General features: G+C 46.2%; 21 protein-coding genes. 19 read left to right on the top strand and 2 right to left on the bottom strand.

What is annotated here, in order from left to right; translation table 11 throughout:
* Positions 1-43 precede the first annotated feature (43 nt).
* The 12 genes from MKZ13_RS12450 to MKZ13_RS12505 all read left to right on the top strand — a co-directional run bounded on the left by MKZ13_RS12450 (position 44) and on the right by MKZ13_RS12505 (position 13,031).
* Entirely contained in the window at positions 44-811 is a 768-nt protein-coding gene (locus MKZ13_RS12450) for a helix-turn-helix transcriptional regulator (protein ID WP_339184343.1), read from the top strand.
* A gap of 198 nt (positions 812-1,009) precedes the next feature.
* Positions 1,010-2,830, top strand: coding sequence for a histidine kinase (locus MKZ13_RS12455; RefSeq protein ID WP_339184345.1), 1,821 nt, complete (start codon positions 1,010-1,012; stop codon positions 2,828-2,830).
* 23 nt (positions 2,831-2,853) lie between these two features.
* Positions 2,854-3,705, top strand: a complete 852-nt coding sequence (locus MKZ13_RS12460) for a helix-turn-helix domain-containing protein (protein ID WP_339184348.1) — start codon at positions 2,854-2,856, stop codon at positions 3,703-3,705.
* Positions 3,706-3,873: 168 nt separating this feature from the next.
* On the top strand, positions 3,874-5,190 hold the full coding sequence (locus MKZ13_RS12465; protein ID WP_339184350.1) for an ABC transporter substrate-binding protein: 1,317 nt from the start codon (positions 3,874-3,876) through the stop codon (positions 5,188-5,190).
* A 208-nt stretch (positions 5,191-5,398) separates the two neighbouring features.
* Positions 5,399-6,280 (top strand): sugar ABC transporter permease, encoded by an 882-nt coding sequence (locus MKZ13_RS12470; protein ID WP_074094700.1) that lies wholly within the window; start codon positions 5,399-5,401, stop codon positions 6,278-6,280.
* Positions 6,281-6,298: 18 nt separating this feature from the next.
* A complete protein-coding gene (locus tag MKZ13_RS12475) occupies positions 6,299-7,195 on the top strand; it encodes a carbohydrate ABC transporter permease (protein ID WP_339184352.1) in 897 nt (298 codons plus the stop codon).
* Positions 7,196-7,384: 189 nt separating this feature from the next.
* The gene (locus MKZ13_RS12480; RefSeq protein WP_076216217.1) at positions 7,385-7,933 is read left to right on the top strand and encodes a glutathione peroxidase; all 549 of its coding nucleotides are present in this window, start codon (positions 7,385-7,387) and stop codon (positions 7,931-7,933) included.
* Positions 7,934-7,998: 65 nt separating this feature from the next.
* On the top strand, positions 7,999-8,862 hold the full coding sequence (locus tag MKZ13_RS12485; RefSeq protein WP_339184354.1) for an AraC family transcriptional regulator: 864 nt from the start codon (positions 7,999-8,001) through the stop codon (positions 8,860-8,862).
* A gap of 136 nt (positions 8,863-8,998) precedes the next feature.
* Positions 8,999-9,253, top strand: a complete 255-nt coding sequence (locus MKZ13_RS12490; protein ID WP_221825065.1) for a hypothetical protein — start codon at positions 8,999-9,001, stop codon at positions 9,251-9,253.
* A 146-nt stretch (positions 9,254-9,399) separates the two neighbouring features.
* The gene (locus MKZ13_RS12495; protein WP_074094703.1) at positions 9,400-9,999 is read left to right on the top strand and encodes a nitroreductase family protein; all 600 of its coding nucleotides are present in this window, start codon (positions 9,400-9,402) and stop codon (positions 9,997-9,999) included.
* Between the two features lie 94 nt (positions 10,000-10,093).
* A complete protein-coding gene (locus MKZ13_RS12500) occupies positions 10,094-11,725 on the top strand; it encodes an S-layer homology domain-containing protein (RefSeq protein ID WP_339184356.1) in 1,632 nt (543 codons plus the stop codon).
* A gap of 388 nt (positions 11,726-12,113) precedes the next feature.
* Positions 12,114-13,031, top strand: a complete 918-nt coding sequence (locus MKZ13_RS12505; RefSeq protein ID WP_091017013.1) for an NAD(P)/FAD-dependent oxidoreductase — start codon at positions 12,114-12,116, stop codon at positions 13,029-13,031.
* 111 nt (positions 13,032-13,142) lie between these two features.
* Here the strand turns inward: MKZ13_RS12505 and MKZ13_RS12510 are convergent, their stop codons facing one another.
* A complete protein-coding gene (locus tag MKZ13_RS12510; RefSeq protein ID WP_076216209.1) occupies positions 13,143-13,358 on the bottom strand; it encodes a hypothetical protein in 216 nt (71 codons plus the stop codon).
* 246 nt (positions 13,359-13,604) lie between these two features.
* Here MKZ13_RS12510 and MKZ13_RS12515 point away from each other — a divergent pair, with 246 nt between their 5' ends.
* From MKZ13_RS12515 to MKZ13_RS12535, 5 genes are all read left to right on the top strand, one after another.
* Positions 13,605-13,958: a DUF3243 domain-containing protein gene (locus tag MKZ13_RS12515; protein ID WP_036609024.1), complete on the top strand. Its 354-nt coding sequence runs from the start codon at positions 13,605-13,607 to the stop codon at positions 13,956-13,958.
* 546 nt (positions 13,959-14,504) lie between these two features.
* Positions 14,505-15,071 carry a hypothetical protein gene (locus tag MKZ13_RS12520; protein ID WP_221825058.1) on the top strand — a complete coding sequence of 189 codons (567 nt, stop codon included), beginning with the start codon at positions 14,505-14,507 and terminating at the stop codon, positions 15,069-15,071.
* Positions 15,072-15,228: 157 nt separating this feature from the next.
* Complete coding sequence (cyoE, locus tag MKZ13_RS12525) at positions 15,229-16,086, top strand: heme o synthase (protein ID WP_339184361.1); 858 nt, start codon at positions 15,229-15,231, stop codon at positions 16,084-16,086.
* A gap of 239 nt (positions 16,087-16,325) precedes the next feature.
* Positions 16,326-16,808, top strand: a complete 483-nt coding sequence (locus MKZ13_RS12530) for a tetratricopeptide repeat protein (RefSeq protein ID WP_339184364.1) — start codon at positions 16,326-16,328, stop codon at positions 16,806-16,808.
* A 29-nt stretch (positions 16,809-16,837) separates the two neighbouring features.
* The gene (locus MKZ13_RS12535) at positions 16,838-17,035 is read left to right on the top strand and encodes a DUF3040 domain-containing protein (RefSeq protein WP_237175835.1); all 198 of its coding nucleotides are present in this window, start codon (positions 16,838-16,840) and stop codon (positions 17,033-17,035) included.
* Positions 17,036-17,077: 42 nt separating this feature from the next.
* On the opposite strand, the gene MKZ13_RS12540 is transcribed toward MKZ13_RS12535, so the two are convergent.
* Positions 17,078-17,953, bottom strand: coding sequence for a LysR family transcriptional regulator (locus MKZ13_RS12540; protein ID WP_339184367.1), 876 nt, complete (start codon positions 17,951-17,953; stop codon positions 17,078-17,080).
* Positions 17,954-18,118: 165 nt separating this feature from the next.
* Between MKZ13_RS12540 and MKZ13_RS12545 the strand changes: the two genes are divergently transcribed.
* A complete protein-coding gene (locus MKZ13_RS12545; protein ID WP_076216195.1) occupies positions 18,119-19,066 on the top strand; it encodes a DMT family transporter in 948 nt (315 codons plus the stop codon).
* Positions 19,067-19,253: 187 nt separating this feature from the next.
* Entirely contained in the window at positions 19,254-20,285 is a 1,032-nt protein-coding gene (locus tag MKZ13_RS12550; protein WP_339184369.1) for a LacI family DNA-binding transcriptional regulator, read from the top strand.
* Positions 20,286-20,287 lie beyond the last annotated feature (2 nt).

Here is a 20,287-nt window from a genome sequence, read left to right on the forward strand (position 1 = left end):
TCATCGAGCATATACTTTATTTCATAACAAAGGCGGGTGTGTCATGGACCTCCTTAATCACATCTACTGGAAGAAGAAAGCCGAATTTGCTCTGGCAGAAGATATCTACGACGCTTGGGTGGTCTTTGCCGTTGAAGAGGGTGTATTTCGTTACGAGATTGATGGGCAGAGCGGAGAGGCGGGTTTTGCTGATCTGGTGTTATGTCCGCCCCACGTTCCTTTTCGCAGAGAGACGGTAACCCCGCTGACGTTTCACTATATGCTGTTCCGTTGTAACTCTGCAGAGGATGAGCGTCTCCTGCCGCCAATCGGAAAATCCCTCATTAATGATACAAAGCGTCTGGCTTCAACATATGCCTACCTGCGTCAGGCGAGTGAGGACAACGATGAGGATACAACAGGATGGAAAACCCATCTGATGTTGGATTTGTGGCGGCTATATCAATGGGAGCGCAGACAGAGCAGGCTAATGGAAACGAAGTTCACGGAGGATGCCCTCATGGCTGAAGCGGCAGTATTGTTGGAGGAATGGGCGGGAGAGGCGGTCAGTCTTCGAACGTTGGCCGAACAGTTGGCTTTGAGTCCAGTCCAGCTCACCCGAAGGTTCCGGGAGGCCTTTCAAGAGACACCATCCGATTATCTGAAAGCGATTCGTCTCAAAAAAGCAAAAGCTTTGCTGGCAGATAGCCGTCTGACTCTCACGCAGATCGCTGAGAGATGTGGATATGAGAACGGATTTTATCTGAGCCGTGTATTTTCGTCCACCATAGGAATCAGTCCCTCAGAGTATCGGAAACGACATCAAGTATGAGGTAAGGGTCTCGTCCATCTAGCCTTCCATCCATTCACTCATTCATTTCTTGCTTACACCAATAGAACATATCTGTGTAGTTCACATGGATGCAGGCAGCGAATATCACAAATCCATGCAAATCATTCGACTCCGGCTGTAAATGGCAGGCAGGTGCTATAATGGGGTCATTAATTGTAGGGGAGCGAGCACTAAGGAATGAAGAAGCCAAATTGGAAGAGTTGGTTGCCACAGCGGCTCAGATATCGTCTGTTCGGTGCATTTGTGGTGTTGATTCTTTTGCCGTTCAGTGCATTGAATGTCTACAATTATCAGCAGATTGAATCCCTGGTCGAGCAGAAAATTAGTGAACAGAGTCATGAGCAGCTAGTCCAGATGTACCGCTCTCTGGAGGAGCAGATGAGCATTGCCTTCAAAACGCTCATTTTTCTGGAACAGGATTCCGCGGTAAGAAATGTGCTAACCTCCCCGGGCAGTCGTACGCCGCTTGAGAACAAGTCGCTGGTAGAAGAAAAGTTCAAGATGATCAACAACAGTTTCTTCCTATATAATCCTTCGGTGTACTTTACCTTGCTGGATTTTCGTGATAGCGTTTACACTTCGTATTTGCCCAAAAAAGCACTAACGTATGGCCCCTATCTGGAACAATTCCGTGAGCGTCTGGGGGAAATAACCATTCCAAAAGGCGGTGCGGATTCACACTCGCTTCAACCGGAAGAACTCTTCTATCGCTGGGATGCACGGGATTCCAACCCTGTGCTCAGAGAGTTATCCTCCAGCCCATATCTCTTGTCGCTGTATGCTTATATGAAAGATAGCGGCGGCAAGCGATACGGGCTGGCACGAATTAGCATCGATTATTCCTACTGGTTCCAGACCATGCTGAAGGATTCACAGAGTAACCAGGAGTATTATCTTATTACAGGTAGTGGAGAGACCATAGCCAGTTCATCCAAAACAGCGGTGCTTTCACCAGAGGTTACGCGTGAAATAGCTCTTCATCCGGCACAGGCTTATCTGACCGATCCAGCCTCGGATACGCTGATTAACTACGTGTACATCGAATCACTGGACTGGTATATGGTGAATCGGATTCCACTTTCCATCCTGTTTACAGAGATATCCGAGCTTAAACAGCGTTACTTTCTGACCTTTTTTGGTTTCACAGGAGCATTTGTAGTGATGGCTTTTATGATCTCGGCAACGTTCACGCGTCCCTTGTCACACTTACAGAATAAGATGAGGGAGGTTGTCCGCAAAAACCTCAAGATTCGTATTCCCGAAGGCCGCAGCCGAGGGGAAGTATTGGAATTGACACGCACGTTTAATACGATGCTGGATGATGCCAATCAGATGATCAACAGACTCAAGGCGGAGGAACGCCAGAAGGAAGCGGTACATTTTCACATGCTCCTGGCCCAGATGAATCCGCACTTTCTCCTGAATACATTGAATACAATGAAATGGAGCGCGATCCGCAGCGGGAATGAAGAGATCTCCGAGATGTGTGTTTCCTTGGGCAAATTACTGGAAGTCAGCCTGAATTCACAGGTCGAATTGGTATACCTGAAGGACGAGATTGAGTTGGTTCAAGCCTACCTTCATATTCAGCGGATTCGTTACCGCGATAGCTTTGAGGTGACTTGTGAATTTGACGATAAATTGGAGTATGCGCTGGTGCCCAAGCTGAGCTTGCAGCCACTGGTGGAGAATGCCATTCATCACGGTGTCGGGCCACTGGAACAACTTGGTCAGATCCGCATCGGAATTTACAGGCAAGACACAGGAAAGCTGATGCTGGAGGTGGCAGACAACGGAATTGGAATGGAGGAATCCCGGCGTTTGCAAGTGACCCGGACGCGTCCGGGGATCGGTCTGTCCAACCTTAGGGAACGATTGCGGTTATTGTTCAAAGGTCAAAGTAAACTTGAAGTGATCGATAACAAACCTGGGACATTAGTGAGGTTCAGCATTCCTTTTTTATTGTCGACGCCTTACTTACAGAAGCGGTCAGACTAGACGACTGGAGAGGGGAATCTGGCATGTGGAAAGTATTACTTGTGGAGGATGAGGTATTTGTACGTGAATCGGTACGAGAGATTATTTCCTGGGAAGAGCTGGGTTTCACGGTCATCGGAGAATCCGGTAATGGGACCGAAGCACTGGCGATGATTATACAGGATACACCGGATTTGGTACTGACCGATATTGTCATGCCAGGTATGGATGGTCTGGAATTACTTAAACAGACCCGTCAGGCCGGGTTAAAAACCAAATTTGTCATGCTCACCTGTATGGGGGAGTTCGAATATGTACGCCGTGCAATGGAATACGGGGCTTCCAATTATATTTTGAAACTGTCCATGAGTGTGAATTCACTGCGTGATACACTCCGTAAAGTAAGTGCAGAACTGGGAGCTTCAACTGAAGCCCGGACAGAGACAGATCATCATGAAGTGCCACCTTCCACACCGGTTCTCACATCAACGCCTGATTTGCCTAATTCTCTTACGGTCTCTTCTGCGCCCTCACCTGAACCTGATCTTCCATTTACACCTGTTCGTGAGCCGATTGTGAAGCATCCGGAGATTAGCAAAATAATTCAGTATATCGGACAGCATTACGACCAGGACATTACCGTCAAATCCATGTCACGATATGTGATGATGGGCGAGAATTATGTGAGCGCTTTGTTCAAAAAGAAAACCGGTCATACCCTAATTCATTACCTGCATGGGGTACGGATGGAGAAAGCGGCTGAATACTTGCGCGAGACGGACCTTCCTGTACAGGAGATTGGTTACCGGGTAGGATTCGGAAGTGATAATTATTTCATCAAAATATTCAAGCGTTGGACCGGTTGCACGCCCAGCCAGTATCGCCATCGTTCGTGACTCACAGGATGAGTAGAAGGAATATGTGTACCGAGTGCTCAGGCAAGCACAAGTAAATCCGCATTTTTGTTCAATCCGAATCATGGATATGTATCTTATGAACCCAGCAAGGTCCCTGCTACGATGTAACGGAAGGTACACTTCAATTCAGGGAGGTCATGTGACCAGATGAAAATCAAAAAAGGATTAACGGGGTTAATCGTAGGCGCGCTGATGCTGGGATTACTTGCCGGCTGTGTAGGTAAAAATGAGACGAACGGTGGAGATAACGGAGGTGGAGCGGCAGAGGGAAAAGTGAAGCTCACCATGTGGGGCGCGGTGCCGCCTGAGAATGGTCCACAGGAAGTGGTGGATACCTGGAATGCGGAGCATCCTGATATTCAGGTGGAATATGTGCGGTTTGTGAATGACGATGATGGCAACCTGAAGCTGGATACGGCGCTGTCCACCGGGCAGAACGTTGACCTGTATGTCAACTATACCCTTACAAATCTGGATAAACGCATCAAGGGCGGGACAGCGCTGGATCTGGGCGAGTTCACCGACTACAACATTGATGAGAAAATGGGTGAAGATGCGGCTTCCTGGAAAGTGGACGGTAAATATTACGGGATGCCAACCAAGAAAAACGCTGCCTTCTTCGCTTTAAATATGAAAGCGCTTGATCAGGCCGGACTGAGTGTACCGAAAGCTTGGACATGGGATGAAGCCCGTGAATATGCACTCAAACTGAAGACAGCTGGCTTCAAGTACGGATTGGTGCAGCATACCGCTTCCTATGTAGACCCGCTCGATTCCGTTCTGGTGAAGAACGGTTATGTTAAGGCAGACGGTTCTTCCAACCTCGATGATCCACTCGTTACCAAATGGCTGGAGACGTTGAACGGGATGATGAAGGAGGATGCAACCACGCCTCCACTCGGGGAGCAGCTGACTTCCAAAATGCCGGTGGAAAACATGTTCCTTGGCGGTGAGTCTGCCATGATTAATATCGGCGAATGGCTGATCCGTACATCCAACAATATGACTGAGTTCCCTCGGGATTGGAAAATCGCCTTTGCCCCTGTACCGAGACTGGCTGCAGAGGAAGCGGATATGGTGAAGAGTGGAGGACTGGGTGACTTTATTGCGATCAATTCCAAGTCGAAAAATAAAGAAGCCGCATGGGAGTTCCTGAAATGGTACGCCGATGGGGGAATGATGCCGATGGCTGCGGGTGGACGTCTGCCTTCATCGAATGCCGTTGATCAGCAGACTGCCATTGATCATTTGCTTGGCGATTATGCTGATTCTTATGATAAAGAGTCTCTGGAATTTGTGTTGTACGGTGACGAGACACCTACGTTTGTCCGCAGCATTGCGCAGGAAGTGGTCGATCTGCGTGCACAGGAGTATGAAAAGTTCTTCCTCGGTAACCAGACTGCCGAAGTAACGGTACAGAACATGGTCAAACGACATAATGACTGGCTGAAACAGAATCAATAGATTGCAAAAGCAATGAGTCCAAAGGCCGTCCCAATGGGGCGGTTTTTTCTATATAAACAATAGAACAATTCCATGTTATTTCTCTCCCGAAAGGCACTGCCGAAATACATATATCTGTGATATCAGGTACAGGGTTATGTTCCTTAAATGTTAGAGGACATCTTGTTATGCTTAATTCCAGAACAGATGTTAAGGAGTGGGGGAGCATATGCATAAATCCTGGATGAAACGGCAGAGCAGACTCGGGTATCTGTTTATTGGGCCCAATATGATTGGCGTGCTGTTGTTTTTTATTATACCGGCTGTCTATTCGTTCTATCTCATGTTCACTGATTACAAATTCATGAGCCCGGAGACGAATTTCGTAGGGCTGGACAATATCCGCCGGATGTTGAATGATGATCTGTTTGGCGTGGCGCTGCGAAATACATTTGTATTTCTGTTAGCGGTTCCGGTATCAATGGGGTTGGCTTTTATCGTGGCGGTGGCGCTGAACAAGTCGGTGTATTGGCAAAAAACGCTGCGTGCCCTCTATTTCATGCCCTATATCACCAGCGGCGTTGCCATCGCTTTTGTCTGGATGCTGCTGTTCCAGCCAACATCGGGGCCGATTAATGGTTTCTTGCGGGGAATCGGTATTACGAATCCACCCGGCTGGTTATCAACAACCGAATGGTCCATGTATGCGATTGATATCATCTGGATCTGGTTCATGTTGGGTTACAACATGATTATTTATCTGGCCGCTTTGCAGGAAATTCCGGAGGAATTGGTTGAGGCTGCACGGATAGATGGAGCCCGTCCCTGGCAGACAATACGCCAAGTGATCTGGCCGCTTGTGAGTCCAACGACCTTTTTGTTGCTAATTACCGGGCTGATCATGACCATCAAAAACTTTGGTATCATTCAAGCGATTACCCAGGGTGGGCCAGGGAACAGTACAACCGTCCTGTCGCTGTTTATCTACCAGAATGCCTTCCGATATTACGAGATGGGATATGCTGCTGCCATTAGTTGGGCGCTCTTTGCCATCATCATGGTCTTCACTGTATTACAGTGGCTCGGTCAGAAACGTTGGGTTCACTATTAAGGAGGGGAGGAAATTGTTATGGAGAAACAAATTGCCGCGAGTGCGAAGCCCCCAGCTCCACATTCACCTAAAGTTAAAGTCCGCATGGAGTCCTTGACGCAGATTCGAAAAATCATACTGACAATTCTGATGTCCGGGTTTGCTTTGCTGATGATTATGCCGTTCATCTGGATGATCAGCACGTCGTTCAAATCTCCTGCGGACGTATTCACCTATCCCATCCAGTGGATACCCTCCAGCCTGAACTGGGAGCATCATATTAAGGTCTGGAGCGGAGTGGATACCTTTGCCACATATTATCTGAACTCGTTGAAAATATCGCTAATTAGCACGATCGGAGCTGTATTTCTCTCGGCTTTTGCAGCCTATGGCTTCGCACGGATTCAATTCAAAGGCCGGGAGACACTGTTCCTGATCTATCTCTCAATGATGATGGTGCCACCGCAGGTACTCTTTGTACCGAAGTTCCTGATGTTTGAATGGGTTGGCATATATAATACGCATTGGGCATTAATCCTGCCTGGAATATTCACGATTTTTGGGGTGTTTATGCTGCGGCAATTCTTCCTGTCCGTGCCTTCAGAGATCTCGGAAGCGGCGTTCATCGACGGTGCCGGTCACCTGCGCATATTCTTCAGGCTGATTCTGCCCTTGGCGAAGCCTGCACTGGCTACCCTGGCCATTATCGATTTCTCCTGGCACTGGAATGACTATGAGAATGCGCTAGTGTTCCTGATCGACAAAGACCTGTACACTGTGCCGCTCGGACTGCAGAACTTTATTCTGGAGAACAATGTGGACTACAACGGCATGATGGCCGCTGCCACGGCAGGCATTATTCCGATGATCATCGTTTTCCTCGTGGGTCAGCATTATATCATTCAGGGCGTGGCCGGAAGTGCCGTGAAGGGCTGAAACTGCTGTCACTGTGATCCCATATAATAACCCTTTTGCTGAACGAAGAGATTTTCGTGGCAGAAGGGTTTTCTGTTGTGAGGGAGAGTAACTTATCTTCTCCAATACAATAGTTCAAACTTCGTATATAATTAACAATGACATATGATGCTGTATGACTACATAACTATCGCGAGGTGCACTAGACTTATGCCAACCATCTACGACTTTACCGTAACCAGAACCAGTGGAGAGCGTTTCCCGCTCTATCAATATGAAGGAAAACCTGTGCTCATCGTAAACACGGCAAGTAAATGTAAATATACGCACCAGTTTGATGACATGCAGAAGCTGTATGACCAGTACAAGGATCAAGGGCTTCAGATTATTGGTTTCCCGTGTAACCAGTTTGCAGAGCAAGAGCCTGGAAGCAGTTCGGAAGCGGAATCCTTTTGTCAGATTAACTATGGTGTGAAATTTCCGATGTTCTCCAAACTGGATGTGAATGGAGAAGCGGCGCACCCGCTCTACGACTTTTTGAAAAGATCAGGGCCTTTTGCTGGCTTTGATGAAACAGATATACAGGCCAAATTATTGAAATTAATGGTGGCTGAGAAGGCACCAGAATGGTTACACGGCGATGCAATCAAATGGAATTTCACGAAATTCCTGATTGATGCAGAGGGTCGTGTGGTCAGACGCTTCGAACCTATCGACTCCATCGACGAGATTCAAGAGAGTATTAAACAGCTTCTATAATTTCACTTTCATATATCCTACAGGGGCATGACACAAATCGTTTCCCTCTTCCGAACAGGAGGTGCATGAATGTGCCGAGCATGATGCAATTTAGTGCTTCACTGGAGTATAGTTACCGATCCACTAGCACGTTTAACCCAGGCAAGTCAGATGGATTCCATTCACATCCACATTATGAGATTTATTATTTTCATGATGGAGAATGTACTTACATCATAGGGGACCGGGTATATAACCTGGAGCCGGGTGATCTGGTGCTGATGCATGGCTTGACTCTTCATCGACCGCATCCGAAACCAGGCAGTGCTTATGAGCGAAGCACACTGCATTTTGATCCGTCTGCAATCCGCAGCAGCCTGCATCCGGACCGTATGGCTGAGGTCTTGAGGCCATTTGAAGAACTCAGAAATTGCCGGGTCAATCTGAAGGGAGATAGCCGCTTTGAATTCGAAGCTCTATTGCATGATCTTCATCGTCTGTCTCAAAGTCAGAGCAATTTCAGGCAAGAGCGAATGAATGTCAGACTGTGTGATCTGTTGTATTTTGTAGCAGAGATCTGCCAGGGTGATGTCCAGGAACAACTTCCCTCATCGGAGAGAGAGCGGCATGTCCAACACATTATTCGTTATGTGGATACCCATTATATGAAGGACATTGGTCTGGATGATTTGGCACTGGAATTACATCTGTCCAAGCCATATCTGGCAGGCATGTTTAAGGAAATGACAGGTTTGACGATATTCAAATATCTGTATGACCGCCGTATCAATCAGGCGAAGCTTTTGTTTCAGTTTCAGCCTGAGATCACCGTGACAGAAGCAAGTCGATTGTCCGGTTTCAAACGCCTTTCGCATTTTAGTCGGATGTTCAAACAAAGTGTGGGATGTTCGCCTGATCTGTACCGTACCCAATTGCATCGCCAATCATAGAAGTCTTGTTTGAGCTGACCAGCTTGTCTGGTTGGCTTTTTTTGTTGATTTTCGCTTGAGGAATGCATACCACTGTGTTTAGAGGACACGCAGAACAGGTAAAGAAAGGTAATGAACCCAGAGGAGGCGAATATGAATGAAACAGCGCACACCGGATCAGAATAACAGCGATACCCATCAGGAGCAATCCCGTGACAATCCTGAACAATATAAGACAGAGCACGAAAGTCTGCTTGACAGATATGAAGAAGAACAGACTGTAGATCCAATTCCGATGGAAGATCTGAATATGGAGGCTCAGGAAGAGAAGAATAAAGACCAGACAAAAAGCAACTCGTCTACTGAAGAGAAATACCGGGCGGATTATCGTAAAAAGACGGGCGAAGGATAATTTCAATTGCTGTATTGGGCAAACTTGTTGAATTGTTTTCGGTGAATGTATATTTAGTGAAAATAAATTAGTTTGTTGACTAATGTATGTTACTATATTATAGTTACTGTGTTGGCAATTGAAAAAAAATTGGGAGGCGATTAAGAATGACAACTTTTTTTGATGCGTTGAAAAACAGAAGATCTTATTATGGGATCAGCAAGGAATCTACAATTTCGGATGCTAAAATCCAGGAAATCGTAGAAGAAGCGGTGAAATATACACCAACTTCCTTTAACTCACAAACATCCCGTGCCGTTGTATTGCTCGGTGAACAACATGATAAATTGTGGAATCACACAGAAGAAATTTTGCGTGAAGTGGTAGGCAATGAAGAAGCCTTCAAATCCACAGCAGAGAAAATGACTGGATTCCGCAGCGGATATGGTACGGTTCTCTTCTTCGAAGATAACAATGCGATCGCACAGCTTCAACAAAATTTTGCAGCTTATGCAGATAACTTCCCAATCTGGGCTAACCAATCCAACGGCATGTTGCAACTGGTAATCTGGACTGCTCTGGAACAAGAAGGTCTGGGTGCATCTTTGCAGCACTACAACCCGTTGATTGATGAGAAAGTGAAGCAAGAATGGAGCATTCCTGAGAACTGGAGATTGATCGCTCAGATGCCATTTGGTAAACCAACGGCAGCACCGGGTGAGAAAGAATTCCAACCCATTGAAGAGCGCGTAAAAGTACACAAGTAAGCTTCGCATTTCCCAACATTTAACCACATACGGCCTCGCTTTAATTTGATACGATGATAGTTGATCGTAATCCAATGAAGCGAGGCTTTTTGATGTGAATAATAGATTAAAAGACATAACAAACCAACGGATATGGAAAATAGCTTTATGCGGGTTATTAACACTTGGATCGGTGGCTGGATACGGCTCTACCGTTCAGGCTGCAAGCGTGCAGCAACAGTTTCAGGATACGCACACCAGTTACGCTAAGGATGCCATTACACATCTGGTGGCCAAAGGTATTGCTGCCGGTACGTCAGAGACTACGTTTGAACCGAAGAAAGCCGTTACTCGTGCAGAGTTTGCGACGTTTGCGGTTAGATTGCTAGGTTTGAAGTCCGTAAAAAATAATATAAATCCCTATCAGGATATAAGCATGAATGCTTGGTATTACGGCAACGTTGCCGCCATGACGAATCTTTTTATTTTGGAAGGAAAGGGTCAGGGAACGTTCCAGCCTAATGCTTCCATTACGCGTGAAGAAGCGGCTGCCCTTCTTGTGCGAATGTTAAAACAACAACCCGTAGAGACATCACTCTTATCTTCAACGTATTTCGATGCAGCGGATATCTCGGACTGGGCACGTCCTTATGTGCAGACAGTATATCAACTTGGACTAATGCGGGGAAGCGGAGGCGTGTTCCGACCACATGACCAGGTAACGCGGGAAGAAGCAGCCGTCATGCTTGATGCCATTTTACAAAAGAAAACATGGTCTGAGCAGTTACAACGTGGGGATGAACTTGGCGTTCAGCTGGGCTGGCAATATAACTCCACTACAGCTGAGTTCAAGAAGCAAGTGGAACAGTCTGAAGTGAATACGCTTGTCCCGCGCTGGTTTTTCCTGAACAGCAGTATGAAAGTAACTGATCACGCAGACCCTGCATTGATTTCCTGGGCATCCGCCACCGACAGGCAGCTATGGCCATTACTTGGGAATCGTTCCGATTCGGCACTTACGCATCAGATGTTATCCAGTTCGGCCAACCGAGCGGCAGTGATCTCACAGGTAGCCGCTTATGTCAAAACCTATAAACTGGACGGCATTAACGTGGACTTCGAGAATGTCGATCCTGTGGATCGTGAAGGATTAACGGCATTTGTCACCTCGTTGACGGCAACGTTGCACGCACTGGGTGCAGTTGTCTCCGTGGATGTATCGCCAGACCTGGGTACAGATTGGACGGATGCATTTGATTATGCCAAGCTGGGCGCTGTATCGGATTATATGGTGCTGATGGGATATGAGGAACACTGGAATGGTGATCCAAAAGCAGGGTCTGTGGCCTCTCTTCCATGGGTGGAAAAAGCTTTGGATACCATGCTCTCCGAGGTGGTACGTGCCAAAACAATTTTGGCCCTTCCGTTATATACACGGGACTGGTCTTCCGTTAATCCAGCAACCAGTTCTTGGGACATTACACTGGCAGAGCAGGGAATGCGTGCGCATGCTACGGGATCTGTAAGACGATGGGATGCAACTCTGGTTCAATATATTATTGGGTACAACAGTAACGGTATGCCAAGATATATATGGGCAGAGGATAGTCGTTCTTTATCAGCCAAAGTGTTAATGAGTGAGCAACGGCAAATTGCTGGACTGGCTTACTGGTATATGGGCGGCGAAACAGCCGATGTATGGAACGCCATTTCAAATGCTTCGCGATTTGAATCGTATAACTTCTAAATATTCATGAATTTGATAGACTCAAGCGAACCGGGATGTTGCCGGATGGTTTGGGTCTGTTTGTTTTGGTATAAGATAAGCAATATGAGGAATCGTTTAAGCTTGGCTGAACGGTTTAATGTATATAAGGACAAAATATATATATATTGAGCTAAACATTTACACAATAACGGAGAGGACAGAAAGAGCCTGAAGAAGCGAAGCGTGCGCCTAAAAGCTTTCTGAAAGAAAGCTGCATCGAAAGCATACGCTTATCTCCGGATTTACCCTTTGTAAAAGGTATTAAAAAAATCTGGGGATAACAGCGATCGGAAGGTTGTTCTGTCATCGGAGTGACCAATGTAAATATTCTTTAGTTCAATGTATATAGTTCAGGAGGAGAAGAAGCATGCGAGAGGTTGATTGCATAATTGTAGGTGGAGGGCTCGCAGGGCTTCAGGCAGCCATTCAGCTTGGACGTTATTCAGCTCATCAGGTGTTGGTAATCGACGCGGGAGAAGGCAGATCGACGTTGTGCCGGACTTATCATAATATCCTCGGTTTCCCCGATGGGGTATCCGGTGAAGAGCTTAGAGAACGAGGCAGGATGCAGGCAGAGCGGACCGGTGTATCTTTTGAGAAAGACCGTATTGTTAAAGCAGGACGTCATGGAGAGAAGATCCAATTGTTCGGTACTTCAGGAACTGAATATAGGAGCAAAACCGTGTTATTGGCAACGGGGCTCACGGATAGAGTTCCGGACATTCCGGGACTAACCCCTACGCTGGGCCGAACCGTGTATGTCTGCCCTGATTGTGATGGTTATGAGATTCAGGATCAACGTACCGTACTATTGGGATCTGGCGAACCAGGTGCCAATATGGCGATGATTTTAATTCAGCGTACGAATGATCTGTTATATATCAATCATGAGCAGGCTCCCATATCTGCAGAGCTGCATCGCAGCATGAAAGAGGCGGGAGTGCGTTATCTGGAAGCGGCTGTTCAGGAAGTGCAACAGATTGAGGATGGCCATATCACCGGTGTTCTGACCGAAGATGGTCAGATCTTTGAGTCGGAGCGTGGATTTATCGCATTTGGAGGCAATCGTGTACACTATGAACTGGCGGAGCAACTTGGAGCTGTAATCGCAGATAATAAACATGTGGAAGCTGATCCACGTAGCTTGCAGGCAGCGACAAATGTGTGGATTGCCGGGGATCTGGGCCTGCACGCAGAGCAAGCAACTGTTGCGATGGGTGAAGGTTCCATTGCCGCGATCTGGATTCATAAGGCGTTACAGCAGATGACAAAGGATTCACGTTGAAATGTACCTCTGGATAAGAGGCTGATTATTCAATTATTACCAAAAAGTCCTCCCAAGCCATGCGTATGGCAGGAGGACTTTTTAAGCTAACTTTTGCTATGGAGAAAAGGATTACGCTTGTTTATCCGATGAATCCGTTGACTTGGAAGAAGACTTCTCGTCCTTTGAGTCATGTGAGAAATCTTTGCGAATGTTGTCCACGATATCACCAACCACGCCTTCGATCATATCGGTTGGTCCGGGATTATTTTTGTCTGGATGGATAACGGTATTTACTCCTGGTTCAAGTTCATCGTTTGTCTTCTCATGTTTGGTTTTATCACGCATGGGAAATTCCTCCTGGTTCGATATTGTATAAGGTGTTCATTAACATATCCAAACACCGTTACGTATATGTAAACGATTAACCGCTGTAGTACTTTTGAAACGTGTACTTGCTCATATATAGAAGATCTATACAGAATTGAACGTACTGATTAAACTTCTGCAATACGTTTATATTATAGATAACCAGTGAGTATTAAGTTTAAAGCACCAAACCAATAAACAACTATTATGCAGGAGGTTATTCAAATGAATGAAGAAAATCATGTAATCCATAAAGATGGCCAGGTTTCAACGGACAAGGTGGACAATGCAATCGAGAAGATTGCGCCGGAAGAAAGAGAACAGATTCTACAGAACTTTGATGCATTTAAAGAATATCTGGGTAAGCGAATTGCCATGGGAGAATCGATTGGACTAAGTGAGGAGCAGATGGCCAAAATTGCCGAGAAAGTAGCGGATTATCTGGCAGCTCGGGAGGAACCCCGGAATCGTGAAGAAAAACTGCTTCAGGAGCTGTGGAATGTCGGCAAGGAAGATGAACGTCACATGCTCGCTCATATGCTCGTTCGTTTGGCACAAAGCTCCACACCCAATCATTAAGATTAACATCTATGCGGGAACCTGTGACGTCTTATTCAAGGGTTTGAAAGTCCCGCAGCAAACTAAGGAATCTGAGACGCGCTATATTGGTATAAACGGCCGTTAATTTCGTGTTTCAGGGAATTTTGGCAAATAACGTGTCTCATGTTCCTTTCAAAATAAAAGGAGCGCCAGAAGAGCAAAAAAGACGTCCTGGGCTCCTTAGTTGTCTGGACCATTCGTCAGGACGAGGCAGCTTGGACTTCAAGATGTTTTGGACACAGACATCCTTCAACGTATCACTTGCCTGAGTTTAAAAGACACACCCTAGTAAAGAACCTCTGAATGGCGATGCCTTCATTGGTTCTTTGCTGTTTACGGAGACTATAGACAGAAGTAATGACGCGCATTGTAACTATTTTTAATCTGGCTGATACTTTTATAATCCCTGTTCTAAGTATGATAGGAAAAGAAAGAACGTTGGAATCGATAGTTCACATGAGCGTTTGAGAAGCAAGACTTCCGGTTAAGGAATAATAACGTTCATATTAAGGAGAGATGTTACCTATGAAGAACGCGACAAAACAATGGAAACTACGAATGATCGGTGCAGTTGTTGCTTTACTTGGTATGATTGTGCTGACTACATATTTACTTACCCCTGCGAATGCTCAAGGTAGTACGGATGCTCAACAACCTTCTGCGAAAGAAGCTCAAGTTGCAAACTCCGAGATGTTTACAGCCTATGTTGAAGGTATGCATATAGAAGACGGCAAATTGTTTATGACAGTGGACAAGATTGGCTGGTATCAGGGTGAAGAAGCCGATGCAATTTTTGCACAGCGTAATCCAGAAGCAGGTATAGACGGTGCTCCAGATGGTTACTATATTGTCAATGACAGCAAAGAGCAGGAACAAGTTGAGGTTAGTGCCAATGCTGAAGTGTTGATGCAGTTGTATGATCGGGATGGTACGATGCAGGGCGTAGACATTCAGTGGAACGAACCCGTGACATTATCCAAGTTCGAATCGTTGTATGAGAATACCCGTATTCTTGATCTGTCCGTATTCCCGTATCATCTGACGGTGCAGGATGGAAAAGTGACTAAAATTGTGCAACAATACATCCCATAAAATAAGATGAAATTCATCATTCAAGCATTCCTCCTGTTCATTGGAACGGTGAGGGATGCTTTTTGGTTATGACAAATTCATGAAAGCGATTGTAATTAATGGTAGGTACATGTATCATTATTGGAATGGCGTTTTTACATAGTTCAGGAGGAGCCTCATGCTTAAAGACATGATTGCATTAACTAAGCCCGGACTACTAAGGTTAAATGTGTTTGCGGTGGCGGTAGGATTCTGGGTAGCTTCAAAATGGGATATCAACTGGTTATCTCTGCTCATGGTCGTGATTGGATCAACTTTGGTTATTGCTTCAGCTTGTGTAATCAACAATTATTGGGATCGTGAATTGGACCAAAAGATGGAGCGCACCAAAAAAAGGATGGATTACATCAACCATCTGAAGCCAGGGTTTGTACTTGGCTATGGCATTATCCTGGGTGTTGTGGGACTAGCAGTACTGTATCTCCTGGTGAATCCGTTATCAGGCTGGATGGCACTGCTTGGGTGGTTCGCTTACATCGTGATTTACACGATGTGGTTGAAACGCAGTTCGACGTGGAGCACGTCGCTGGGTGGAATTGCGGGAGCGATGCCGCCTGTCATCGGTTATACGGCTGTAACCAATGAGATTGATGCAGGTGCCTGGTTGCTGTTTGCACTATTATTCTTGTGGCAGCCACCACACTTCTGGTCATTGGGTATTCGCCGGGTAGAGGAGTATCGCGCTGCGGGCTTCCCGTTGTTGCCAGTGGTTAAAGGGGTGAAACGCACAAAGTTTCAGATGATTCCTTATGTTTTTCTGCTGCTTCCTGCTGTATTTCTGTTGTATTATTACAACTACGTAGGTCTGGTATTTCTGATTGTATCTCTGGTCGGTGGACTGATCTGGTTCGTGCATACACTTAGCGGACTGAAGACACAGGATGATGAGAAGTGGGCAAAAGTAAACTTTCTGATCTCGGTTAATTATCTCATGCTCGTATTTATTGTCATGGTAGCAAATACGGTATGGTCTTAATTAGACGATGAACAGATCATTTTCAGAGAGATTTCACCGTTCTGTCATCGAAGTGTCCAGTGGAAATATGCTTTAGTCCATTTTTTATAACAAGCTGCATCGAATGAAAAAGCACACGATGGAATAGCGTTTGGACAACCTTAAGTTGTTACAACATATTCTCTGGGGTGCTTTTTTGGTATAATAAAACAATTGAATCATATATGTGGAAATTATATTGCAAGATGGGAAGTGACAGCATGAGTAATTTGGAACAGGCCGTACGATGGAGACAAGAAGGCAAGGTGCAGGAAGCGATTGAACTACTGCAAGAGATTACAGTCCAGGAACCCGAGAATGCCAATGTCTGGTATCAGCTCGCTTGGGCACATGATTCGCTTGGGTTAGAGCGGGAGGCTGTCCCGCATTATGAGAAGGCACTAAGTCTTGGACTTTCTGGCGAGGACAGAGCAGGTGCAATACTTGGACTAGGCAGTACATATCGAACGCTTGGACAGTATAAGCAGGCGAAGGTTTGGTTTGAAACGGGCATGAAAGAATTCCCGGCGTACCGGGAATTTGAAGTTTTCTATGCCATGGTGCTCTACAATCTGGGTGAACATGCAGAAGCGATGCAAAGACTGCTCGTGCAACTTGCGGACACATCAAGTGACAAGAGAATCAATGACTATAACAGAGCAATCCGTTACTACGCAGATCAGCTCGATCGGGTGTGGGAATAGATCGAATACACAGAAAAGGGGATGTATGAATGAACTCCAATCAAGAACTGAAACAGGTAAATGAAAGATTGGATCAGATTGAGCAAAAGCTGGATAACCTGGGAGGCAGCCAGCGGAACAAACGCTCACCTGGCGTGCGCTTCCTGATTGGTTTTGGCATCACGATTGCGATTATATCTGTACTGCTGCTGACTCTTGGTGTTATCCAATTTGTGAGTATCGGATAGGAGAAATCGATCTTAACTACAGAGCTAGTGAGTTCTCCAAATTTACATAGCAGGGCCAAGCCACTGTTGCACCTCTTCTATAAAACGTCGCGTAGCGGGCGATAGATTACCCAAAGATGGGCAGGCCATGCCAATCGTACGATAAGGATCTCCAGTGAGTGGCACGAGCGCGAGTGAATCAGTATGATTTTGAAGTACCATTTCCGGCAGCAAACTGATTCCGAGACCATTCCGGACCATCGCCATGATGGCTTGATCCTCTGCAACTTCATAGACGACATTAAGCTTGGCTGCATGCTGCCGGATCAGTCGTTCAATCTCGTTATCTCCGCCCCACTTGGGCAGAATAAAGGGTTGCTCCAGCAGAATATCAAACGAAACAGACTCCTCTGAGGCGAGAGGATGATCCAGAGGCAGGATACACATCATCCTGTCTTTTTGCAATGGGATCGTCTCAAAAGGTGATGAATCGCCGAGGGACAGAAATCCAAGATCGATAGCACCTCCAGCCAACCAGCCCTCAATCTCAGCATAATCACCTTCCCACAGCTTGATCTCAATTCCGGGATGACGCAGACGAAATTGTTTCAGGATGCCCGGCAACCACTGTGTGGACACACTGGCGAAAGTACCAATACGCACGGTACCAATCTCCGCGCCGCGAATGAGGGAGATTTCCTGATTCATGAGTTCCGTCCAGCGCAGAATTTCACGGGTGTATCCCAGAATACGTTCGCCTTCAGCGGTAACACGCACACCGGAGCGGCCGCGATGGAGCAGTGAAAAACCACATTCTGTCTCAAGACTTGCGATGGCATGGCTGACTGCGGATTGGGTGATATTCAGAGCTTCAGCTGCTTTGGTGAGACTGCCATACTCCACAACGGTATTCAAAATTTCGTATTTGATCAGTGACATGAATGGTTCCGTTCCTTCCCATTTTCGATACATGAGTTTATTTCATATAATACATTATAAATATTCATTTTTATAATGCAAAGAGATCGTTTATACTTGCCAAGGCGAGTTACTTTGACGCACGATCACACAGATCAGAATACATAGAATGAAGGTTGAAGCAAGATGAATGGTGTACAGGTTAATCAAGGTCAGGCAACAAGAAGAGCGGACATACAGATGCTGCTCGCAACGGTCATATGGGGATCATCCTATCTGTTTATGAAATCGGGCCTGGAGTCCATGCAAGAATTGAATCTGGTCGCATTTCGTTTTGGAATTGCCTTTATTGCCGCAGGACTTCTTTTTCATCGGCGGTTGTTTAAGATGGATCGCAGAACACTTGTGGCAGGAGCGATTATGGGGACAGCTTTATTCGCTGCATTTGTATTCATCACCTATGGTGTGCAACGAACAACGACATCGCAGGCGGGATTCCTGATAAGTTTGGCCGTTATTTTTGTACCGATCCTAACGACCATCCAGCATCGTCGTATGCCAGACAAACGATTGACGCTCAGTATCCTGGTTGCAGTTACCGGGCTTGGCTTGTTGACGCTTCAACATGAGCTTAGTCTGCACACGGGAGATATTCTCTGCATACTAGCAGCACTTGTGTATGCCATCTATATCATGATTGCTGGCAAGTTCACACCGAAGCATGATCCATTAACATTAGGGACAGTTCAATTGGGTGTTGCGGCGGTGTGGGGAATTGCAGCTACATTTATGCTGGAGACGCCACGTATGCCCGATACGGCTGAATCCTGGGCAGCCATTCTCGGGTTAGGTGTTTTGTGTAGTGGCTTGGGGTATATTCTGCAGACACTCGCGCAGCGTCATGCCTCTCCTACAAGAACAAGTCTGATTTTTTCACTCGAACCACTATTTGCAGCAGCCTTTGCATTTACCTTTCAAGGAGAGTCGCTAACGTTGCAAGGGTATGCAGGAGCAGCTTTGATGTTGGTCGGTGTTCTGATCACAGAGATCAAACTTCCACAGCCTATCTTCTGGCGCAGAAAACGCCCGGTTTTACAGTCGGAACTCGGCGATCAGGGAGCACCAAGTGTATAATTGGAGACAAAGGGTCCTTTCGTCATCTTCTATGAAGGTGGGGAGAGGGCCTTTTTTGGTTATGTCGTACACCTTGTGAAACAGATAAACATCTACCTAACAAAAACAAAATAACATAACCTTGTTTTGTTGATTTTTATTTTTTATGCTACACTGAATGGAAAATTAGGAAAAACGGGTGAGTAGGATGGCCAAAAGAGTAACGATGCAGCAAATTGCGGATGCTGCGGGGGTGTCCAAATTCGCAGTCTCCCGTGCGCTGACGGGCAAGCCTGGTGTGAGTGAGCATACACGCGAGATGATTGTCAGAACAGCGGGGCAGCTCGGGTATTTCAGAACTGAGCCTAAGCGTTATCCGGGCGAGACACAGATATCAACGGAGATGAAGCCAGAAGCGGAGCGACAAGGCACGATATTGATTTTGTTTCCTAACGTTCGTTCTCAGAATCGATCTTCCTTATACTGGGGGCCAGTATTTGATGGCATTTCTGAGAGGTTGAATGAGAAGGGAATGGATATTTTAACGCTGACAGAACCCTCTTCAGATCGGATGTTCTCGGTCCTTAATCCCGAAGCGATCAGCGGAGTCATTACCGTGGGTACCATCTCGACATCGGTATTGCTGGAGATTTACAGGCTGCGTATTCCGCTTGTCATGGTGGATCATGAAGACCCTGCCATATACGCAGACTCGGTTTTTACGGACAATATGAAATGTATGAAAGAACTGGTTCTTATGCTCGTTGGAAAAGGATATAGAAGGTTCCAGTTTGCAGGGCAACTGCCAGATGCGGCAAGTTTTAGAGAACGCTGGCTTGGATATCGTACGGTGCTGGAAGAGAAACAGTTGGAGGGGAAACAGCAAGAAGGCTTGCTGGGACCAGAGTATGATGAGATCCGGAGATCCATTGCTGAAATGGAACTGGAGGATATACCTGAAGTTATCGTATGTGCAAATGACCATACAGCTGTCATTGTCATTCAGGCACTCCAAAGTCGAGGCATTCAGGTGCCCGAACGTTGTGCCGTAACCGGATTTGACAATACGCAGACGGATGAACCCATTCTTGCTTCGGTACATATTAACAAAGAGAATCTGGGAACGAGAGCAGTAGATCAGCTATTGTGGCGGATTAAACATCTCGATGAGCCTTATGAACGCAAGCTGATCTATTCGGAATTAATTATTCGTGATGAATATAACGCCAGTATACAGTAATG

The sequence above is a fragment of the Paenibacillus sp. FSL R5-0701 genome (genome assembly GCF_037973995.1).
Lineage (GTDB): Bacteria > Bacillota > Bacilli > Paenibacillales > Paenibacillaceae > Paenibacillus.

Coding starts and splice junctions, on each gene's coding strand:
- MKZ13_RS12520 (WP_221825058.1), top strand. CDS start 14,505: ATGAAGAACGCGACAAAACAATGGAAACTACGAATGATCGGTGCAGTT.
- MKZ13_RS12455 (WP_339184345.1), top strand. CDS start 1,010: ATGAAGAAGCCAAATTGGAAGAGTTGGTTGCCACAGCGGCTCAGATAT.
- MKZ13_RS12485 (WP_339184354.1), top strand. CDS start 7,999: ATGAATGTGCCGAGCATGATGCAATTTAGTGCTTCACTGGAGTATAGT.
- MKZ13_RS12530 (WP_339184364.1), top strand. CDS start 16,326: ATGAGTAATTTGGAACAGGCCGTACGATGGAGACAAGAAGGCAAGGTG.
- MKZ13_RS12460 (WP_339184348.1), top strand. CDS start 2,854: ATGTGGAAAGTATTACTTGTGGAGGATGAGGTATTTGTACGTGAATCG.
- MKZ13_RS12505 (WP_091017013.1), top strand. CDS start 12,114: ATGCGAGAGGTTGATTGCATAATTGTAGGTGGAGGGCTCGCAGGGCTT.
- MKZ13_RS12475 (WP_339184352.1), top strand. CDS start 6,299: ATGGAGAAACAAATTGCCGCGAGTGCGAAGCCCCCAGCTCCACATTCA.
- MKZ13_RS12510 (WP_076216209.1), bottom strand. CDS start 13,358: ATGCGTGATAAAACCAAACATGAGAAGACAAACGATGAACTTGAACCA.
- MKZ13_RS12480 (WP_076216217.1), top strand. CDS start 7,385: ATGCCAACCATCTACGACTTTACCGTAACCAGAACCAGTGGAGAGCGT.
- cyoE (WP_339184361.1), top strand. CDS start 15,229: ATGCTTAAAGACATGATTGCATTAACTAAGCCCGGACTACTAAGGTTA.
- MKZ13_RS12470 (WP_074094700.1), top strand. CDS start 5,399: ATGCATAAATCCTGGATGAAACGGCAGAGCAGACTCGGGTATCTGTTT.
- MKZ13_RS12495 (WP_074094703.1), top strand. CDS start 9,400: ATGACAACTTTTTTTGATGCGTTGAAAAACAGAAGATCTTATTATGGG.
- MKZ13_RS12550 (WP_339184369.1), top strand. CDS start 19,254: ATGGCCAAAAGAGTAACGATGCAGCAAATTGCGGATGCTGCGGGGGTG.
- MKZ13_RS12450 (WP_339184343.1), top strand. CDS start 44: ATGGACCTCCTTAATCACATCTACTGGAAGAAGAAAGCCGAATTTGCT.
- MKZ13_RS12490 (WP_221825065.1), top strand. CDS start 8,999: ATGAAACAGCGCACACCGGATCAGAATAACAGCGATACCCATCAGGAG.
- MKZ13_RS12540 (WP_339184367.1), bottom strand. CDS start 17,953: ATGTCACTGATCAAATACGAAATTTTGAATACCGTTGTGGAGTATGGC.
- MKZ13_RS12465 (WP_339184350.1), top strand. CDS start 3,874: ATGAAAATCAAAAAAGGATTAACGGGGTTAATCGTAGGCGCGCTGATG.
- MKZ13_RS12545 (WP_076216195.1), top strand. CDS start 18,119: ATGAATGGTGTACAGGTTAATCAAGGTCAGGCAACAAGAAGAGCGGAC.
- MKZ13_RS12535 (WP_237175835.1), top strand. CDS start 16,838: ATGAACTCCAATCAAGAACTGAAACAGGTAAATGAAAGATTGGATCAG.
- MKZ13_RS12515 (WP_036609024.1), top strand. CDS start 13,605: ATGAATGAAGAAAATCATGTAATCCATAAAGATGGCCAGGTTTCAACG.